Origin of the sequence: Streptomyces drozdowiczii (assembly GCF_026167665.1) — a bacterium.
Classification (GTDB): Bacteria; Actinomycetota; Actinomycetes; order Streptomycetales; family Streptomycetaceae; genus Streptomyces; species Streptomyces drozdowiczii_A.
This window is the reverse complement of sequence record NZ_CP098740.1, coordinates 5,955,634-5,975,458: the sequence shown is the minus strand read 5'-3', so window position 1 is coordinate 5,975,458 and position 19,825 is coordinate 5,955,634. Positions and strand designations below refer to the sequence as shown.

The following is a 19,825-nucleotide window of genomic DNA, read 5'->3' as shown; positions in this document are numbered from 1 at the left end:
GGGCACCGCGGCGTCGGGTGCCCTGACGGCCTCCCCCTCTGTCATCTCAACCTGAGAGCTTCACCGGCGCCACACGGGCGCCGGCTTTCACCGTCGGTGAGGGAGAGGCTCCTTGCGGCCCATCGGCCGCGCGCAACCCGCCCTGCTTTCCAGAGTGACCTCGTCCGTGCGGTACGGGGGCCTGAGAGATTCCGGGGAGGATTTGCTCCTTCGGCGTCCTCCGGATGGGCTCCGGACGACTCTCCCGCACGGGGTCAGCAGCCATGACCAGCCTACCAGCGGGGTACACGACGAGAATTCTCGAGTGGCCAAGAGCACGGAACTGCATTTCTGTAGTCCCTGTGGACCAGCCGCGACCAGTGTGGGAGGGACCGTGCAGACCGACATCGACCCGCGCAGCCTGATCGGCCGCAAGGCCTTCGACCGCAAGGGCACCAAGATCGGGACCGTGGACGAGGTGTACCTCGACGATGCGACCGGGGTCCCCGAATGGGCGGCCGTGCGCACCGGCCTCTTCAGCCGTGACGCCTTCGTCCCGCTGGAGCCGAGCGAGTTCGTGGAGGACACGCTGCGCGTCCCCTTCGACCGGGCGCTGATCAAGGACGCGCCCGACTTCGGCGTGGGCCGCCACCTCTCCCCCGAGCAGGAGCTCCAGCTCTACCGGCACTACGGCCTGGACGCCGCCCCCGGCGCCCCGGCCCCGGACCGCGACTTCGGCCGGCTGGCGGGCCAGGAGGAGTAGTCCGGCGGGTCCGGGACGAGCGGCAGGGGGTTGGCGGCCCGCAACGCGGGGTCGTCCACGCGGAACGTGCGCACCCTCCCGGGCGCCCGGGCCCCCGGTTCCTCGAACCGGACCGTCACCCGCCCGACCCCGCTCCCCTGCACCCAGCCGTGTCCGTGGATCTCGTGGTGCACATCGTGCCCGGCCGGCCAGCGGCGCGCCGCGAGCTGCTCGGCGGCCTCCTCCGGCCCCGCCCCGGGCTCTGCGGGTCCCGCTCGACCGCCCGGGTCCTCCGGCGGTACGTCGCCGTCCTCCGGCGGGGCTGCCGCCGCCCGCTCACCGGCGGCCTGGGCGAACAGGTCCTCCTGGGTGTAGTCGGCGAGCCCGGTGACGCCCACGCCCAGCAGCCGCACCCCGCCGGTGGTGTCCACGGCCTCCAGGAGCCGGGCGGCGGCCTCCCTGACGACCGCGGGGTCGTCCGTGGGGCCGCGCAGCGTCTCGGAGCGGGTCAGCGTGGAGAAGTCGTACCGGCGCACCTTGAGCACCACCGTGCGCCCCGAGCGCCCGGCGCCGCGCAGGCGCTGGACGCACCGGTCGGCCAGCCGCTCCACCTCGGTGCGGACCCGGACGCGGTCGTGCAGGTCCACCTCGAAGGTGTCCTCGACGGAGACGGATTTCGCGTCGCGCTCCGCGACCACGGGCCGGTCGTCGAAGCCGGAGGCCATCCGGTGCAGCGCGGCCCCGTGCGCCTTGCCCAGCAGCCGTATCAGCTCCGCCTCGCCCGCCTCGGCGAGGTCGTTCACCGTCGTCATCCCGGCGCGGCGCAGATGGTCCGCCGTGGCGGGGCCGACGCCGGGCAGGGTACGCACCGGCATGGGCGCGAGGTGCGCCCGCTCGGTGCCGGGCTCGATGAGGCGTATGCCGTCGGGCTTGGCCTCCTCGGAGGCGATCTTGGCGAGCATCTTGGAGCCGGCGAGCCCGACGGACCCGCTCAGTCCGGTGACCGCCTGGATGGCCTCGCGCAGTTCCCGGCCGATCTCCAGGGCGGAGGCGGTGTCGTCGGCGGTGCCGCCCGCTTCGAGGTCCACGAACGCCTCGTCCAGGCTGAGCGGTTCCACCAGCGGCGAGAGCCGGCCGAGCAGCTCCATGACCTGGTCGCTCACCGCGCGGTACAGCGTGAAGCGCGGGACCAGGTAGGCGGCGTTCGGCGCGAGCCGTCTGGCCTGGGCCATCGGCATCGCCGAGTGCACCCCGAAGCGCCGTGCCTCGTACGAGGCGGTCGCGACGACCCCGCGCGTCCCGAGCCCGCCCACCACGACCGGTTTGCCGCGCAGGCTGGGCTTCGCCGCCTGCTCCGCGGAGGCGTAGAAGGCATCCATGTCCAGATGCAGGATGGTGGGCGCGGCTCTCACACCAGCCGATGCTGCCCTACGGCACTGACAATCGCCGCCCGATCAGGCCCGGGTTCCCGCGATTCCCGCCCCTGGGCGCCCTCTCGGAAGCTCAGACGGCCCGGTTGCGGCGCCGCGCGAGCTCGTCGGCCGGGTTGTGCCCGATCAGCGTCTCACCGGTGTCCACGCGCTCCCCGTGCAGCTGCGACAGGGCGGCGTCCACGTCCCGCCACACGACGCCGACGGCGATCCCGAAGACGCCCTGGCCGCCTTGGAGCAGATCGACCACCTCGGCGGGCGAGGAGCACTCGTAGACCGTGGCCCCGTCGCTCATCAACGTCATCCGCTCCAGGTCCTGGAAGCCCCGGGCCCGCAGGTGCTGGACGGTGGTCCGGATGTTCTGGAGCGCCACTCCGGTGTCGAGGAAGCGCTTCACGATCTTCAGCAGGACGACGTCCCGGAAGCTGTAGAGCCTCTGGGTGCCCGATCCGTACGCCGGTCGGACGCTCGGCTCCACGAGGCCGGTGCGCGCCCAGTAGTCCAGTTGCCGGTACGTGATCCCCGCCGCCGCGCACGCCGTGGGCCCGCGGTAACCGATGTCGTCGGCCGATGCCATGCCGTCCCCCGCCACCGCAGCCGGTGCCGCCGACTGCCTGATGGTCCGGTCGGCCGTACTCCCCTGCTGCGGATACGGCGCACCCGCTGCCGTACCGTCGCCGCTGCTTCTCACGCCGACCTCCGTCCTTGACCTGCCCACTCGAAGGTAGGCAGTCACCCGGGGTGCGTCAACGATCGCCACACTCGGCACGCCGAGTGATAATCACCCTGAGGGTGGTTTCGCGTGACCGTTGACGGGGAAAGGCTCATCGGATGTGCCGGTGGCCGCGGCCGAAGACGTCACTGGCTGTTGTTCGTCCCGAAGTCCTCCGGAGAGATCTGGTCGAGGAACTCGCGGAATTTCTCCACCTCGTCCTCCTGCTCGTCGGGGATCGCGATCCCCGCGTCGTCCAGCACCCCGTCACTGCCGTAGATCGGCGTGCCGGTCCGCAGGGCGAGGGCTATGGCGTCGGAGGGCCGCGCGCTCACCTCGACACCGCCGGCGAAGACCAGCTCCGCGTAGAAGACCCCTTCGCGGAGGTCCGTGATCCGGACCTCGGTGAGCTCCTGGCCGACGGCCTCGAGCACATCCTTGAAGAGATCATGGGTCAGCGGCCTGGCCGGAGCCATGCCCTGCTGGGCGAAGGCGATCGCGGTCGCCTCACCAGGACCGATCCAAATGGGGAGGTACCGGTCGCCTCCCACTTCACGCAGGAGCACGATCGGCTGGTTGGAGGGCATTTCCACCCGGACACCCACAACGTCGAGCTCGTTCACACAGCAACCCTAGGACGTGCCCGGCAGGTTTGGGTAGTCGGGCTGGTCCGCCTTCAGCGCAGCCGTACCCGCAAGGCGGTCTGTACGAGCGCGGAGTGCAGCCGTACGGACAGCTCCGCCAGCTCCTTCGCGGTCGCCTCGGCATGCGCTCTGGTCTGCGGATTCCGGTGCCGGCGCAGCGGTGCGACCATCTGCTCGATGAGCCCGGCCTCCCGGTCGGCGGCGGCCCGCACGGCCCTCAGATGACGAGGTTCCAGACCGAATCGCCCCAGTTCCGCCACAAGCCTGGCGACGGTCACCATGTCGGCGTCGTATCCGCCGTCCGCCGCGGGGACGACCAGGCCGTACGACTCCCAGTCGTCCAGTTCGCTCTCGGTGACCTCGGCGGCGACCAGGAGCTCGGCGCGCCCGATCCGGGCTGCCGTGGCCCGGCCCGGCAGCCCGGCCTGTTCGCCGTCCGCCTGCCGCGGCTCCCCGTCGGGGGACGGCAGGGCCACCTGCTCGCCGCGGGCGAGGGCGTCCAGATGCTCGCGGATGACCTTCAGCGGCAGATAGTGGTCCCGCTGCATCCGGAGCACCTGGGCGAGCCGCTCGACGTCCGCGGCGACGAATTTGCGGTAACCGGAAGGGGTCCGCTGCGGTTCGACCAGCCCTTCGGCCTCCAGGAAGCGGATCTTGGAGATGGTGACCTCGGGGAACTCCTCCTGCAGCTGCAGGAGCACCGTGCCGATGCTCATCGGCCGGCCGTCGGCGGCGGTGCCTTGTCGGGCACCGCCGCTCGGTGTTCTCAGCATGGACCTTCCTGGGGTGTTCCCCCCGGACGGTGTCCGGGGGCGGGTCAGATGCCCCGCTGGCTCGCGTAGAAGACCAGCCGGTACTTGCCGATCTGCACTTCGTCCCCGTTGGACAGGGCGACGGAGTCGATCCGCTCACGGTTGACATAGGTGCCGTTGAGGCTGCCGACGTCCCCGACCGTGAAGCTGCCGTCGGCGCCCCGGCGGAACTCCACATGACGGCGCGAGACCGTCACGTCGTCCAGGAAGATGTCGCTCTGCGGGTGGCGGCCGGCCGTGGTCAGCTCGCCGTCCAGCAGGAAGCGGCTGCCGCTGTTCGGACCGCGGCGCACCACGAGGAGCGCCGAGCCGAGCGGCAGGGCGTCGACGGCGGCCTGCGCCTCGGGCGACAGCGACGGCACGGCGGTCTGGCCGGTGGCCTCCGCCTCGTACGCCTCGAGGCCCGAGATCGAGATGGTCGACGTCGTCTCCGAGGCGCGCTCCGGGACCCCGCCGCGCAGCGGGGCGCCGCAGTTGGAGCAGAAACGGCTGGCCTCGGCGTTGCGGTGGCCGCACCTCGTACACACCGGCATGGACGAAGCCTCCTGGCTCGGGGCTCCGAAACCTATGCGGCCGGGACCGGCAGGGTCAACGGACGACGCGCCGGGACCGCCCGGGTAGTCACCCCCTGGCCTGTCACCTGGTCACGGAAGAGCGGGCGCTCCGCGCTCTGCTCGTCGGGCTGACCATGGCGCGGCGCGCGATGACGTGCGTTCTCATCGCGGGCGCTCTTGCCGAACAACTTCCCAAACAACTTCACGGGCGATTCCCCTTGACCGAAACAGACCCGCCCGTGGGGCAGGACGAACCCTGAATGAACACACCTGCCGACCCGGACATCTTCACAACGTCCGTATCCACTCGACAGTTTCCACCACGCGCCACGATTACGATGCGGCGACCCCCCGCAACCGTCCGCTCGTGTTCCCCGACGCCCGGGCGCCCGGGGATCACTGGCCCGACGACCGAGCGTAGTCAGGCCGCTCCGCCGGTCGCAAGGCGTCCACGACAATGTCGTCGGCCCGCAGCACATGCACGGTGGCCTGCTCCTTCTCCAGCGTCTGCACCACACCCCCGGGGATGTTCAGCGCCGGTTCCAGATCCTGCGGCTTGCCGATGACCTTGAAGACGTACGGGGCGGTGATCTTGCGCCCGTCGACCTTCACGGCGCCCGCGTCACCGGAAAAGTACGTATTGGCCACCACACGGACCCCGTTGACCTCGACGGCCTCGGCGCCGGCCGCCCTGAGTTCCTGGAGGGCGTCGAGCAGCATGTCGGGCCGCACGGCGCCGCCGGGGTCGTTGACCGTCATGGTGATCCCGGGGCCGTGGGCCGCCACGGTCCCGGCGAGCACGCCGAGTTGCCGCTCCTTCTCGACCGTCTGCTTCCGGGCCTCCTCGGCCTGGTCGGAGCTGTTCTCCAGCTCCGTGCGCTGGGCGTCGAGACGCTGCTTCTCATCCTCCAGCCGCTGCGTGCGGTCGTCCACCTCGTCGAGGATGCGCACCAGGTCCTCCTGGCGCGCGCCGCGCAGGGCGTTGCTGTCGCTGTTGGACCGCACCTGGATGGCGAGCCCGAGGCCGAGGCCGAACAGCAGGAGGGCGACGATGAGTTGGGCGCGGGTCACCCGGGGCGGCCAGAGACCGGCGATCAGCCGCTGCCGCCCGGTGAACTCCTGCTTGAAGTCGTCGTTGCTCATCGGCATCAGGCCCGGAAGACGTGCCGGCGGATCGCCGCGGCGTTGGAGAAGATCCGGATGCCCAGCACGACCACCACACCCGTGGAGAGCTGGGCACCGACGCCCAGCTTGTCGCCCAGGAAGACGATGAGGGCCGCCACGACCACGTTCGAGAGGAACGAGACCACGAAGACCTTGTCGACGAAGATGCCGTCGAGCATGGCCCTCAGCCCGCCGAACACCGCGTCGAGCGCGGCGACGACGGCGATGGGGAGATAGGGCTCGACCACCGCCGGAACTTCGGGCCGGACCAACAGTCCGACCACGACTCCCACGACGAGGCCCAGTACGGCGATCACGATGTGCCCTTCCCTGTGTCTGCGGCCTTGTATGGCTCTGCTGTCCGTACGATCAGGCTCGGGGCGGCCGGAAGGCTCAGCTTCTCCTGGACCGAGATGGCGGTCCTGATGTCGAAGCTGTCCTTGAGCGCCTGCAGATAGCGGCCGTCGGCGCTGTCCTTGAAGGCCGCGGCCAGCTTCTTGCCGTCCCCCACCGCGAGCACCGAGTACGGGGGCACGAGCGGTTTGTTGTCGACCAGTATGGCGTCGCCCGCGGCCCGGATCGCCGACAGGGCGGTCAGCCGCTGTCCGTTGATCGCGATGGCCTCCGCGCCGGACTCCCACAGCCCGTTCACGACGCGCTGCATGTCACGGTCCCTGACCCGCCCGGTGTCGGAGAAGCCGCTGGTCTCGCGGGGTCCGCCGCCGCCCTGGTCGGTGTCCTCGGCGTCGTCCACGACGACCTTGAGCCCCGGCCCGTGCACGCTGGTGGCCCCGGAGAGCAGCGCCACCAGCTCGGCCTGGTCTCCCCCGTGTTCCTGGAGGGCCTTGCGCTGGCGGCTGCTGACGTCGTCGCGGACTTCCTCCACCTGGGATTCCAGGGTGTCGGCCGCGTCCGTCTCGGCGTCGATGCGGTCGATCAGCTCCTGCTTCTCCTTGGCGAGGACCGGCGCGGTGACCCGCGCCTGGGCCGCGCCGAGGGTGACGACCAGGGCGGCGAGGACGAGGCAGGCGGCGAGACCGAGTTTGGCCTTGAGCGTACGGGGCATGCCGGCACGCCCCTCGGCCTCCCGGCGGGCCGCCGCTTCGGCGTAGCCGTCGTCCAGGCTGTGCTCCATCACATTGGTCAGCAGCAACATGGACGCGTCGGGGCGCTTGGGCGGCGGATCCGTGGTCCGGCCTGGGGGCTGCTGCGACATGCCGCACATCGTCGCATGTCGCGGCGGCTTACGCCGAATGGCCCCACCGATGACGGCTCGGCCGCGGGGACGGGCGGTGCGCTCGCCCGTCCCCGCGGCCCGGCCTCAGTTGCCCGCGCTGTCCACGACCGCCGCCCACTCGTCGAGCAGGGCCTCGGCGGAGGCGTCGTCGGGCCCTTCGGCCCACAGGTGGGTGACGGCTTCCGCCGGGTCCGGCAGCACCATGACCCAGCGCCCGTCCGCCTCCACGACCCGTACGCCGTCCGTCGTGTCGACGTCCCGGTCGCCGGCCGCCTCCACGACCCGGCGCATGACCAGGCCCTTCACGGCCCACGGTGTCGCCAGGTCCCGGCGCAGGACGTGGGCGCGCGGGATGCGGGCGTCGATCTGGCTCAGCGTGAGCTGGGTCCGGGCGACGAGCCCGATGAGCCGCACGAACGCGGCCGTGCCGTCGAAGACACTGGCGAATTCGGGAACGATGAAGCCGCCGCGCCCGTCTCCTCCGAAGATGGTGCCTTCCTCACGCCCCACCCGGGTCAGGTCGTCCGGCGACGTGGTCGTCCACTCGACCTGCGTGCCGTGGTACGCGGCGACCTGCTCGGCGACCCTCGTCGTGGTGACCGGGAGCGCCACCCGCCCGCTGCGCCGCTCGGCGGCGACGAGGTCGAGCATGACGAGCAGAGCCCGGTCGTCCTCCACGATCCGGCCGCGTTCGTCCACCAGGGACAGCCGCTCGCCCACGGGGTCGAAGCGGACGCCGAAGGCCGCCCGCGCCGAGGAGACGATCTCGCCCAGGCGCACGAGCCCCTTGCGCCGGGCCTCTGCCGTCTCGGTCGGCCGGGATTCGTCGAGACCGGGGTTGATGGTGAGCGCGTCCACGCCCAGCCGTCCCAGCAGGCTGGGCAGCACCAGCCCCGCGCTGCCGTTGGAGGCGTCGACGACGACCTTCAGCTGGGCGTCGGCGATCCCGCTCGTGTCCACGTTGCGCAGGAGGGACCCGGTGTACGAGTCGAAGACGCTGGACGGGAAGTAGATGTCGCCGATCTCGCCGGGGAAGGCCCGCCGGTACTCCTGCCTGGCGTAGACGCGGTCCAGTTTCCGCTGCCGCGCCTGCGAGAGGTCCGCGCCGCGTTCGTCGAAGAACATGATGTCGACGGAGTCGGGCACGCCCTGCGACGTACGGATCATGATCCCGCCGGCACTGCCGCGCGCGGTCTGCTGGCGCGCGACGGGCAGCGGTACGTTCTCCAGGTCCCGTACGTCGATGGCGCTGGCCTGGAGCGCGGAGATCACGGCGCGCTTGAGCGCCCGGGCGCCTCGGGAGTGGTCCCGGGCGGTGGTGACGGTGGAACCCTTCTTGAGCGTCGTCGCGTAGGCACCGGCCAGCCTGACGGCCAGCTCGGGGGTGATTTCGACGTTCAGGATTCCGGAGACGCCGCGCGCCCCGAACAGATGCGCCTGACCGCGGGACTCCCAGATCACCGACGTGTTGACGAAGGCGCCGGCCTCGATGGTCTTGAAGGGGTAGACGCGGACGTTCCCCTGGATGATCGATTCCTCACCGACGAGGCATTCGTCGCCGATGACGGCGCCGTCCTCGATCCGGGAGGCGCGCATGATGTCGGTGTTCTTGCCGACGACGCAGCCGCGCAGGTTGCTGTGGTCGCCGATGTACACGTTGTCGTGGACCACGGCCTTGTGCAGGAAGGCGCCGCTCTTGACGACCACGTTCGAGCCGATGACCGTGTGCTCGCGGATTTCCACGCCGGCTTCGACCTTGGCGTAGTCCCCGATGTAGAGCGGCCCGCGCAGCACTGCGTCGGGGTGTACGTCGGCACCTTCGGCCACCCAGACCCCGGGCGAGATCTCGAAGCCGTCGATCTCGACGTCGACCTTGCGCTCCAGCACATCGGCCTGGGCCTTCACATAGCTCTCGTGAGTGCCCACGTCCTCCCAGTAGCCCTCGGCGACATAGCCGTAGATGGGCTTGCCTTCCTTCATGAGCTGCGGGAAGACGTCCCCGGACCAGTCCACGGAGGCGTCGGCCTCGACGTAGTTGAAGACCTCGGGCTCCATGACGTAAATGCCCGTGTTCACGGTGTCCGAGAAGACCTGGCCCCAGGTCGGCTTTTCCAGGAAGCGTTCGACCTGGCCCTGCTCGTCCACGATCGTGATCCCGAATTCCAGAGGATTGGGAACGCGGGTGAGGCAGACGGTGACCAGGCCGCCCTTCTCCTTGTGGAACGCGATGAGATCCGTGAGGTCGAAGTCGGTGAGGGCGTCGCCGGAAATGACGAGGAAGGTGTCGTCCTTCAGCGCCTCTTCGGCGTTCTTCACGCTGCCCGCGGTGCCGAGCGGCTTCTCCTCATTGGCATAGGTCAGCTCCATGCCGAGCTCTTCGCCGTCCCCGAAGTAATTCTTCACCAGGGAGGCGAGGAACTGGACGGTCACGACCGTCTCATTGAGCCCATGGCGTTTCAGCAGCCGGAGCACATGCTCCATGATCGGCCGGTTGGCCACAGGCAGGAGCGGCTTGGGCATGCTCGAGGTCATAGGGCGAAGACGAGTGCCTTCGCCGCCAGCCATCACGACGGCCTTCATGTCGGAAACGTCCTCCTTGAGAGACGACGGTCGAGCCGACTTCGCCCGTCAGGGCAGCTTCTGTGTCATCAACCGCGGGCCGGCATCGTTGCACGGCACCACATCAGAGAGCTCAATCGGCTACTGCATCCGCCTTGACCAGGCGGCGGACCTGAACCACGTACAAGATTCCTGCCCACCAATAGAGGGTTGTACCCCACCCTGCGAACGCCCATCCGAAAACAGTCGCCACCTCTGCCAGCCAACCATGCCCGTCGCTGAGCAGCAACAAGGGGAATGCGTACATGAGGTTGAACGTCGCGGCCTTGCCCAGGAAGTTCACCTGGGGCGGCGGATAGCCGTGCCGGCGCAGGATTCCCACCATCACGAGGAGCATGAGCTCGCGGGCGAGCAGAGCGATGGTCAGCCAGAGCGGCAGGATCTCGCGCCAGGTGAGTCCGACGAGGGTGGAGAGAATGTAGAGCCGGTCGGCGGCGGGGTCGAGAAGCCGTCCGAGGCTGCTGATCTGGTTCCACCGGCGCGCGAGCTTGCCGTCGAGATAGTCACTGACCCCGCTGAACATCAGGACCAGCAAAGCCCAGCCATCGCTCTGGGGCCCGCCGAACTCGGGGCGGAGGATCAGCCACAGGAAGACAGGTACGCCGACCAGGCGCAACATGCTGAGGATGTTGGGGATGGTGAGTACCCGGTCCGTCTGAACGCGGGTCTCCTGGACCTCCACCCGGGGGCCTCCTGTGTCAAGAACGTGCCAATGATGCCCCCTGACCCTACCCTCAGCCCCGGCCGGCGGGTGCACAGGGGTGCCGGGCGCCCCCGGAAACGCGAAAAAGCCCCGTGCCACAAGGGCACGGGGCTCTTCCTAAAAGGAGTTCGGCGGCGTCCTACTCTCCCACAGGGTCCCCCCTGCAGTACCATCGGCGCTGAAAGGCTTAGCTTCCGGGTTCGGAATGTAACCGGGCGTTTCCCTAACGCAATGACCACCGAAACACTATGAAATTAACCAACACCGGGCAACAACACGGCTGTTCGTTATTTCAGAACTAACACAGTGGACGCGAGCAACTGAGGACAAGCCCTCGGCCTATTAGTACCAGTCAGCTCCACCCGTTACCGGGCTTCCACATCTGGCCTATCAACCCAGTCGTCTACTGGGAGCCTTAACCCTTCAAGAGGGTGGGAATACTCATCTCGAAGCAGGCTTCCCGCTTAGATGCTTTCAGCGGTTATCCTTTCCGAACGTAGCCAACCAGCCATGCCCTTGGCAGAACAACTGGCACACCAGAGGTTCGTCCGTCCCGGTCCTCTCGTACTAGGGACAGCCCTTCTCAATATTCCTACGCGCACAGCGGATAGGGACCGAACTGTCTCACGACGTTCTAAACCCAGCTCGCGTACCGCTTTAATGGGCGAACAGCCCAACCCTTGGGACCGACTCCAGCCCCAGGATGCGACGAGCCGACATCGAGGTGCCAAACCATCCCGTCGATATGGACTCTTGGGGAAGATCAGCCTGTTATCCCCGGGGTACCTTTTATCCGTTGAGCGACAGCGCTTCCACAAGCCACTGCCGGATCACTAGTCCCGACTTTCGTCCCTGCTCGACCCGTCGGTCTCACAGTCAAGCTCCCTTGTGCACTTACACTCAACACCTGATTGCCAACCAGGCTGAGGGAACCTTTGGGCGCCTCCGTTACCCTTTAGGAGGCAACCGCCCCAGTTAAACTACCCATCAGACACTGTCCCTGATCCGGATCACGGACCCAGGTTAGACATCCAGCACGACCAGAGTGGTATTTCAACGACGACTCCACAACCACTGGCGTGGCCGCTTCAAAGTCTCCCACCTATCCTACACAAGCCGAACCGAACACCAATATCAAACTATAGTAAAGGTCCCGGGGTCTTTCCGTCCTGCTGCGCGAAACGAGCATCTTTACTCGTAGTGCAATTTCACCGGGCCTATGGTTGAGACAGTCGAGAAGTCGTTACGCCATTCGTGCAGGTCGGAACTTACCCGACAAGGAATTTCGCTACCTTAGGATGGTTATAGTTACCACCGCCGTTTACTGGCGCTTAAGTTCTCAGCTTCGCCACCCCGAAGAGCAGCTAACCGGTCCCCTTAACGTTCCAGCACCGGGCAGGCGTCAGTCCGTATACATCGCCTTACGGCTTCGCACGGACCTGTGTTTTTAGTAAACAGTCGCTTCTCGCTGGTCTCTGCGGCCACCCCCAGCTCACCGAGTAAATCGGATCACCAGTGATGGCCCCCCTTCTCCCGAAGTTACGGGGGCATTTTGCCGAGTTCCTTAACCATAGTTCACCCGAACGCCTCGGTATTCTCTACCTGACCACCTGAGTCGGTTTAGGGTACGGGCCGCCATGAAACTCGCTAGAGGCTTTTCTCGACAGCATAGGATCATCCACTTCACCACAATCGGCTCGGCATCAGGTCTCAGACTTCATGCACGACGGATTTGCCTACCGTGCGTCCTACACCCTTACCCCGGGACAACCACCGCCCGGGCTGGACTACCTTCCTGCGTCACCCCATCGCTTACCTACTACAAGTCTGGTTCGTCGGCTCCACCACTACCCTCAACTCCGAAGAGATCGGGCCGGCTTCACGGACTAAGCATCGCCTGATTCAGTATTGGGCGTTTCAAAGCGGGTACCGGAATATCAACCGGTTGTCCATCGACTACGCCTGTCGGCCTCGCCTTAGGTCCCGACTTACCCTGGGCAGATCAGCTTGACCCAGGAACCCTTAGTCAATCGGCGCACACGTTTCTCACGTGTGTATCGCTACTCATGCCTGCATTCTCACTCGTGAACCGTCCACAACTCGCTTCCACGGCTGCTTCACCCGGCACACGACGCTCCCCTACCCATCCATACAGGCGTTGGCCCTATGTGTATGAATGACACGACTTCGGCGGTACGCTTGAGCCCCGCTACATTGTCGGCGCGGAATCACTTGACCAGTGAGCTATTACGCACTCTTTCAAGGGTGGCTGCTTCTAAGCCAACCTCCTGGTTGTCTCTGCGACTCCACATCCTTTCCCACTTAGCGTACGCTTAGGGGCCTTAGTCGATGCTCTGGGCTGTTTCCCTCTCGACCATGGAGCTTATCCCCCACAGTCTCACTGCCGCGCTCTCACTTACCGGCATTCGGAGTTTGGCTAAGGTCAGTAACCCGGTAGGGCCCATCGCCTATCCAGTGCTCTACCTCCGGCAAGAAACACACGACGCTGCACCTAAATGCATTTCGGGGAGAACCAGCTATCACGGAGTTTGATTGGCCTTTCACCCCTAACCACAGGTCATCCCCCAGGTTTTCAACCCTGGTGGGTTCGGTCCTCCACGAAGTCTTACCTCCGCTTCAACCTGCCCATGGCTAGATCACTCCGCTTCGGGTCTAGAGCGTGCAACTCAAATCGCCCTGTTCGGACTCGCTTTCGCTACGGCTTCCCCACACGGGTTAACCTCGCTACACACCGCTAACTCGCAGGCTCATTCTTCAAAAGGCACGCAGTCACGACGCACCGAGCAAGCTCGATGCGCGACGCTCCCACGGCTTGTAGGCACACGGTTTCAGGTACTATTTCACTCCGCTCCCGCGGTACTTTTCACCATTCCCTCACGGTACTATCCGCTATCGGTCACCAGGGAATATTTAGGCTTAACGGGTGGTCCCGCCAGATTCACACGGGATTTCTCGGGCCCCGTGCTACTTGGGTGTCTCTCAAACAAGCCGTTGATGTTTCAGCTACGGGGGTCTTACCCTCTACGCCGGACCTTTCGCATGTCCTTCGCCTACACCAACGGTTTCTGACTCGTCTCACGGCCGGCAGACCGCAAAAGAGAGATCCCACAACCCCGCATGCGCAACCCCTGCCGGGTATCACACGCATACGGTTTGGCCTCATCCGGTTTCGCTCGCCACTACTCCCGGAATCACGGTTGTTTTCTCTTCCTGAGGGTACTGAGATGTTTCACTTCCCCTCGTTCCCTCCACACTGCCTATGTGTTCAGCAGCGGGTGACAGCCCATGACGACTGCCGGGTTTCCCCATTCGGACACCCCCGGATCAAAGCTCGGTTGACAGCTCCCCGGGGCCTATCGTGGCCTCCCACGTCCTTCATCGGTTCCTGGTGCCAAGGCATCCACCGTGCGCCCTTAAAAACTTGGCCACAGATGCTCGCGTCCACTGTGCAGTTCTCAAACAACGACCAGCCACCCACCACCCCACCCATACCGGGCGAGTTCACTGGGGCCGGCAACCGAAGGACAGACTCAAACGAGCCCGTACCTTCAGATACCCAACAGCGTGCCCGACCCAGCCCATTCACCCTCACGTTCCACGCCGAAGCAGTACTAGTGAAGACTCATGTGCCGTGCCGAGTAGTCAACGTTCCACCCATGAGCTGACCACCGTCGAACATTTGCCGACGTAGTGGCTCTGGATTCCTTGCGGAATCTAGATGCTCCTTAGAAAGGAGGTGATCCAGCCGCACCTTCCGGTACGGCTACCTTGTTACGACTTCGTCCCAATCGCCAGTCCCACCTTCGACAGCTCCCTCCCACAAGGGGTTGGGCCACCGGCTTCGGGTGTTACCGACTTTCGTGACGTGACGGGCGGTGTGTACAAGGCCCGGGAACGTATTCACCGCAGCAATGCTGATCTGCGATTACTAGCAACTCCGACTTCATGGGGTCGAGTTGCAGACCCCAATCCGAACTGAGACCGGCTTTTTGAGATTCGCTCCGCCTCGCGGCATCGCAGCTCATTGTACCGGCCATTGTAGCACGTGTGCAGCCCAAGACATAAGGGGCATGATGACTTGACGTCGTCCCCACCTTCCTCCGAGTTGACCCCGGCAGTCTCCTGTGAGTCCCCATCACCCCGAAGGGCATGCTGGCAACACAGAACAAGGGTTGCGCTCGTTGCGGGACTTAACCCAACATCTCACGACACGAGCTGACGACAGCCATGCACCACCTGTACACCGACCACAAGGGGGGCACCATCTCTGATGCTTTCCGGTGTATGTCAAGCCTTGGTAAGGTTCTTCGCGTTGCGTCGAATTAAGCCACATGCTCCGCTGCTTGTGCGGGCCCCCGTCAATTCCTTTGAGTTTTAGCCTTGCGGCCGTACTCCCCAGGCGGGGAACTTAATGCGTTAGCTGCGGCACCGACGACGTGGAATGTCGCCAACACCTAGTTCCCAACGTTTACGGCGTGGACTACCAGGGTATCTAATCCTGTTCGCTCCCCACGCTTTCGCTCCTCAGCGTCAGTAATGGCCCAGAGATCCGCCTTCGCCACCGGTGTTCCTCCTGATATCTGCGCATTTCACCGCTACACCAGGAATTCCGATCTCCCCTACCACACTCTAGCCTGCCCGTATCGACTGCAGACCCGGGGTTAAGCCCCGGGCTTTCACAACCGACGTGACAAGCCGCCTACGAGCTCTTTACGCCCAATAATTCCGGACAACGCTTGCGCCCTACGTATTACCGCGGCTGCTGGCACGTAGTTAGCCGGCGCTTCTTCTGCAGGTACCGTCACTTTCGCTTCTTCCCTGCTGAAAGAGGTTTACAACCCGAAGGCCGTCATCCCTCACGCGGCGTCGCTGCATCAGGCTTTCGCCCATTGTGCAATATTCCCCACTGCTGCCTCCCGTAGGAGTCTGGGCCGTGTCTCAGTCCCAGTGTGGCCGGTCGCCCTCTCAGGCCGGCTACCCGTCGTCGCCTTGGTAGGCCATTACCCCACCAACTAGCTGATAGGCCGCGGGCTCATCCTTCACCGCCGGAGCTTTCAACCTTCTCCCAGGAGGAAGAAAGTATTATCCGGTATTAGACCCCGTTTCCAGGGCTTGTCCCAGAGTGAAGGGCAGATTGCCCACGTGTTACTCACCCGTTCGCCACTAATCCACCCCGAAGGGCTTCATCGTTCGACTTGCATGTGTTAAGCACGCCGCCAGCGTTCGTCCTGAGCCAGGATCAAACTCTCCGTGAATGTTTTCCCGTAATCGGGAGACACATCACGAGAGCGGAACAACCAGGTCGGAATATGACCCGTCGTCCACTGCGTCCTCGCTGTGTTTCGCCTACCCGGACCCGAAGGACCGTGCAGGACTTTTCAAAGGAACCACCAACCTGCTGAAGCAGGCCGGGGTATCAACATATCTGGCGTTGACTTTTGGCACGCTGTTGAGTTCTCAAGGAACGGACGCTTCCTTTGTACTCACCCGCAGAACATTTTCTGGGGCTTTCCTCCGGGCGCTTCCCTTCGGTCTTGCGTTTCCGACTCTATCAGACTCTTTCGTGTCCGATTCCCGGTCGAAGCGGGTCAAGCGATTTTCGCTTTCCAGTTCTTCGCTTTCGCGTTTCCCTTTCCGGCGGCTCAGACACTATCAAACCTTTCCGGCCCCCCTGACCGGCCCCCCGCAGACATGCGGGTGCCCGATTTCGGGTTAGGGTTTGGGCTCAATAGCCGCTGCCGACCCCCGACTCAAAGTCGCGTTGGGGCCAGGCAGGAGTACGACAGTACAGGCTGCCGGGAGTCGAGGCAAATCGTTTCCGGTGCGCCCCTAGGTCCTCGAACCGCCAGGACTCGGGCGGAACCGGGACTTCTTATGACTTACTCTGCTGAGCAGTACGCCGTCCTCCTATCAAGCCGTGGCGGCACCTTCGAAGCTCCACTGGGAGGCCCCCATGACCAACGTGACGTCCCCTCTTGCCGGACGTGCCATTGGGCTCGCTGCCGTACCCGACCCCGTCTTCTCCGGCGCGATGGTCGGCCCGGGCACCGCGATCGACCCCGACCGCAAGCCCTCCGAGGCGGTCGCGCCCGTCGACGGCATCGTCGTCTCCCTCCACCCGCACGCTTTCGTGGTGGTCGACAGCGAGGGGCACGGTGTGCTCACGCACCTGGGCATCGACACGGTCCAGCTCAACGGCGAGGGCTTCGAGCTGCTCGTGAGCAAGGGCGACACCGTCACCCGCGGCCAGGGCGTCGTCCGTTGGGACCCCTCCGCCGTCGAGAAGGCCGGCAAGTCGCCGATCTGCCCCATCGTGGCCCTGGAGGCGACCGCCGAATCCCTCTCCGCCGTGGCCGAGTCCGGCGAGGTGGCCGTCGGCGACTCCCTGTTCGGCTGGCAGTAACGCGATCGGCGCAGTGACAGCCGACTGGATATCCACCACCGCGGAGGCAACGGCCACCGCACGACCGGAGACGGGTGAAATGGAGACAACGCTGCGAGGCGTAGGCGTGAGCCACGGTGTGGCGATCGGCGAGGTACGGCACATGGGCACCGCGGTGCTCGAACCGCCGGCCAAGCAGATCCCGGCCGAGGAGGCCGAGCGCGAGCAGGGGCGGGCCCGCCAGGCCGTCGAGGCCGTGGCCGCCGACCTCATCGCGCGCGGCAACCTGGCCGGTGGCGAGGCACAGCATGTGCTGGAGGCCCAGGCCATGATGGCCCAGGACCCCGAGCTCATGGCCGATGTCGAACGCCGCATCGCCGTCGGGAGCACCGCCGAGCGCGGCGTGTACGACGCGTTCGCCTCGTACCGGGCGCTCCTCGCCGGTGCCGGCGAGTACCTGGCGGGCCGGGTCGCCGACCTCGACGACGTCCGCAACCGCATCGTGGCGCGGCTGCTCGGTGTGCCGATGCCCGGTGTGCCGGACAGCGACGAGCCCTACGTCCTGATCGCCCGGGACCTCGCCCCCGCCGACACAGCGCTGCTGGACCCCGCGTTGGTCCTCGGCTTCGTCACCGAGGAGGGCGGGCCGACCAGCCACAGCGCCATCCTGGCCCGGGCGCTCGGCGTCCCCGCCGTGGTGGCCCTGCCCGGCGCCGGTGAGCTGGCCGAGGGCACGCTCATCGCCGTGGACGGCAGCACCGGCGAGATCTTCGTGGACCCGAGCGACGCCAAGCGGGCGGAGCTGGAGAGCGCCGCCGCAGCGCGCAAGGCCGCGCTGACCGCCGCGACGGGCCCCGGTGCCACGTCGGACGGCCACAAGGTGCCGCTCCTCGCCAACGTCGGCGGTCCCGGTGACGTGCCGGCGGCCGTGGAGGCGGGTGCGGAGGGCGTCGGCCTGTTCCGTACGGAGTTCCTCTTCCTGGACGACAGCAAGCAGGCGCCGTCCGAGGAGAAGCAGATCGCGGCGTACCGCGCGGTGCTCGAGGCGTTCCCCGAGGGGCGTGTCGTGGTGCGTGTGCTGGACGCGGGCGCGGACAAGCCGCTCGACTTCCTGACCCCGGCGGACGAGCCGAACCCGGCGCTGGGCGTGCGTGGCCTGCGGAGCCTGCTGGACCACCCGGACGTGCTGCGTACCCAGCTGACCGCGCTGTCGAAGGCTGCCGAGGGGCTGCCCGTCTACCTCGAGGTCATGGCGCCCATGGTGGCCGACCGCGCGGACGCCAAGGCCTTCGCCGACGCCTGCCGCGAGGCCGGGCTGAACGCGAAGTTCGGCGCGATGGTCGAGATCCCGTCCGCCGCGCTGCGGGCGCGTTCCGTGCTCCAGGAGGTGGAGTTCCTGTCGCTGGGCACCAACGACCTGGCGCAGTACACCTTCGCCGCCGACCGTCAGGTCGGTGCCGTCTCCCGGCTTCAGGACCCGTGGCAGCCGGCGCTGCTGGATCTGGTCGCGCTGTCCGCCGAGGCGGCCAAGGCCGAGGGCAAGAGCTGTGGTGTGTGCGGTGAGGCGGCCTCCGATCCGCTGCTCGCCTGTGTGCTGACGGGTCTGGGTGTGACGTCCCTGTCGATGGGCGCGGCCTCCATTCCCTATGTACGCGCCACGCTGGCCAAGTACACGCTGGCGCAGTGCGAGCGGGCCGCTTCGGCCGCGCGCGCGGCGGACTCCGCCGAGGAGGCGCGCCGGGCGGCGCAGGCGGTGCTGTCGGGCGAGTAGTCCGGGAGCGGACGACGCGACGTGAAGGGGCTTTCCGCCGGGGACCGGCGGGAAGCCCCTTCACCGTGTCAGCGGTGTTCCTCCGGTTCGTCGGCGCCGATGTCGAAGCCCGCGCAGTACTCCACGCCGGACTCGGGGGCGACGGGTTCGCCCGTGTCCGCGTCGGTGCAGTAGGCGCTGAAGACCTCGCCGGCGGTGAGCGGGTCGAGGTTGCCCCGGCTCAGGCGCCAGCCGTGCACACGGTCCGGGGCGCCGGAGTTGCTCGTACGCAGGACGACTCCGCCGTGGCTCTCCAGGGCGATGGCGACGGCGAGGACGCTCACGAACTCGGCGCCCTCCGAGGTGTCGAGCAGGACGGACCCCGCGGTGGGGCGGTCGGTGTGCAGGGCGGCGAGCAGCTGGTCGTTCTCGGTGGGGGTGCTGCACACCAGGTGGTGCGTGCCGGGTCCGGCCGCCTCCAGGATGCGTTCCAGGAGGTGGGAGGCGCGGTCGAAGGCGGCGCTGCCGATGTCCCGGCCGCAGTCCGCGCAGTCGCCGAGGCCGGCCAGGAGCATGGTGGCGTACTCCCAGGTGGCCCGGCGGACCGCGCGGCCGACGAGGACCTGGATCAGGGCGTCCAGGGGCTGGCCTTCGTAGGTGACGGTGGCTCCGCAGGCGGCGATCTCCGCGGTGAAGCGGCTGCGGGCGGCCGGGGTGTCGGGGGCGATGCCGGTCTCCGCGCAGTACCGCGCGTACTCCAGCGGGTCGAAGAGGGCGACCGTCGTGTGCACGCCCTGGGCGGTGAGGGCCTTGAGGAGGGCCTCCACCTGTTCCAGGTAGACGCCGTGGTCGTCGAAGGTGAAGGTGCGGAAGCGGCGCATCGCCGCGAAGTCCTCCTCGTCGGCCAGCAGGCCGATGGTGGTGGGTGCTTCGCGGCGGAGCGTGCGTCGCATGGTGGTGGTGACGGTCCGTCCGTGGACGGTGGTCCGCTTGTTCCTTGTCTGCGCCATGATGTCCCCCAGTGCGCTGTCGATCATTGCTCACTCAGCGTAATCATGGGCACTGACAACGGGGCG

The 19,825-nt window shown here is 66.7% G+C and carries 13 protein-coding genes, 3 rRNA genes, 1 pseudogene and 1 riboswitch; of the genes and pseudogenes, 3 read left to right on the top strand and 14 right to left on the bottom strand.

Annotated features, from left to right (window positions below; translation table 11 throughout):
* Positions 1-159: 159 nt before the first annotated feature.
* Positions 160-257: riboswitch (glycine riboswitch) on the bottom strand.
* Positions 258-373: 116 nt separating this feature from the next.
* Complete coding sequence (locus NEH16_RS27205; protein ID WP_073969026.1) at positions 374-742, top strand: PRC-barrel domain-containing protein; 369 nt, start codon at positions 374-376, stop codon at positions 740-742.
* Here NEH16_RS27205 and NEH16_RS27200 read toward each other — a convergent pair.
* The 13 genes and pseudogenes from NEH16_RS27200 to NEH16_RS27140 form a co-directional block, all read right to left on the bottom strand.
* The gene (locus NEH16_RS27200) at positions 667-2,133 is read right to left on the bottom strand and encodes a DNA polymerase IV (protein WP_265545520.1); all 1,467 of its coding nucleotides are present in this window, start codon (positions 2,131-2,133) and stop codon (positions 667-669) included. The two genes, NEH16_RS27205 and NEH16_RS27200, sit on opposite strands and share 76 nt — an antisense overlap.
* A 91-nt stretch (positions 2,134-2,224) precedes the next feature.
* Positions 2,225-2,842 (bottom strand): MerR family transcriptional regulator, encoded by a 618-nt coding sequence (locus NEH16_RS27195; RefSeq protein WP_265545519.1) that lies wholly within the window; start codon positions 2,840-2,842, stop codon positions 2,225-2,227.
* Between the two features lie 167 nt (positions 2,843-3,009).
* Complete coding sequence (locus NEH16_RS27190; protein ID WP_026171779.1) at positions 3,010-3,486, bottom strand: bifunctional nuclease family protein; 477 nt, start codon at positions 3,484-3,486, stop codon at positions 3,010-3,012.
* Between the two features lie 53 nt (positions 3,487-3,539).
* A complete protein-coding gene (locus tag NEH16_RS27185) occupies positions 3,540-4,280 on the bottom strand; it encodes a MerR family transcriptional regulator (protein ID WP_265545517.1) in 741 nt (246 codons plus the stop codon).
* Between the two features lie 44 nt (positions 4,281-4,324).
* Positions 4,325-5,079: pseudogene (locus tag NEH16_RS27180) on the bottom strand (FHA domain-containing protein).
* Between the two features lie 190 nt (positions 5,080-5,269).
* A complete protein-coding gene (locus NEH16_RS27175; RefSeq protein ID WP_374215599.1) occupies positions 5,270-6,022 on the bottom strand; it encodes a DUF881 domain-containing protein in 753 nt (250 codons plus the stop codon).
* The gene (locus NEH16_RS27170) at positions 6,022-6,354 is read right to left on the bottom strand and encodes a small basic family protein (protein ID WP_003970459.1); all 333 of its coding nucleotides are present in this window, start codon (positions 6,352-6,354) and stop codon (positions 6,022-6,024) included. Before NEH16_RS27170 ends, NEH16_RS27175 begins: the two co-directional genes overlap by 1 nt.
* Complete coding sequence (locus NEH16_RS27165; protein ID WP_079193047.1) at positions 6,351-7,253, bottom strand: DUF881 domain-containing protein; 903 nt, start codon at positions 7,251-7,253, stop codon at positions 6,351-6,353. Before NEH16_RS27165 ends, NEH16_RS27170 begins: the two co-directional genes overlap by 4 nt.
* 105 nt (positions 7,254-7,358) lie before the next feature.
* Complete coding sequence (locus NEH16_RS27160) at positions 7,359-9,854, bottom strand: mannose-1-phosphate guanyltransferase (RefSeq protein ID WP_073969034.1); 2,496 nt, start codon at positions 9,852-9,854, stop codon at positions 7,359-7,361.
* A gap of 112 nt (positions 9,855-9,966) precedes the next feature.
* Positions 9,967-10,575 (bottom strand): CDP-alcohol phosphatidyltransferase family protein, encoded by a 609-nt coding sequence (locus NEH16_RS27155; protein WP_018105069.1) that lies wholly within the window; start codon positions 10,573-10,575, stop codon positions 9,967-9,969.
* Positions 10,576-10,722: 147 nt separating this feature from the next.
* Positions 10,723-10,839, bottom strand: a 5S ribosomal RNA gene (gene rrf, locus NEH16_RS27150).
* Positions 10,840-10,918: 79 nt separating this feature from the next.
* Positions 10,919-14,044 (bottom strand): 23S ribosomal RNA (locus NEH16_RS27145).
* A 302-nt stretch (positions 14,045-14,346) separates the two neighbouring features.
* Positions 14,347-15,872: ribosomal RNA gene (locus NEH16_RS27140) — 16S ribosomal RNA — on the bottom strand.
* The 16S, 23S and 5S rRNA genes sit together here, the layout of an rRNA operon.
* Before the next feature lie 698 nt (positions 15,873-16,570).
* On the opposite strand from NEH16_RS27140, the gene NEH16_RS27135 reads away from it, so the two are divergent.
* The gene (locus NEH16_RS27135; protein WP_265545485.1) at positions 16,571-17,020 is read left to right on the top strand and encodes a PTS sugar transporter subunit IIA; all 450 of its coding nucleotides are present in this window, start codon (positions 16,571-16,573) and stop codon (positions 17,018-17,020) included.
* 79 nt (positions 17,021-17,099) lie between these two features.
* Positions 17,100-18,770, top strand: a complete 1,671-nt coding sequence (gene ptsP, locus NEH16_RS27130; RefSeq protein WP_073967707.1) for a phosphoenolpyruvate--protein phosphotransferase — start codon at positions 17,100-17,102, stop codon at positions 18,768-18,770.
* A gap of 68 nt (positions 18,771-18,838) precedes the next feature.
* Here ptsP and NEH16_RS27125 read toward each other — a convergent pair whose 3' ends face one another.
* On the bottom strand, positions 18,839-19,786 hold the full coding sequence (locus NEH16_RS27125) for a hypothetical protein (RefSeq protein ID WP_265545484.1): 948 nt from the start codon (positions 19,784-19,786) through the stop codon (positions 18,839-18,841).
* Positions 19,787-19,825 lie beyond the last annotated feature (39 nt).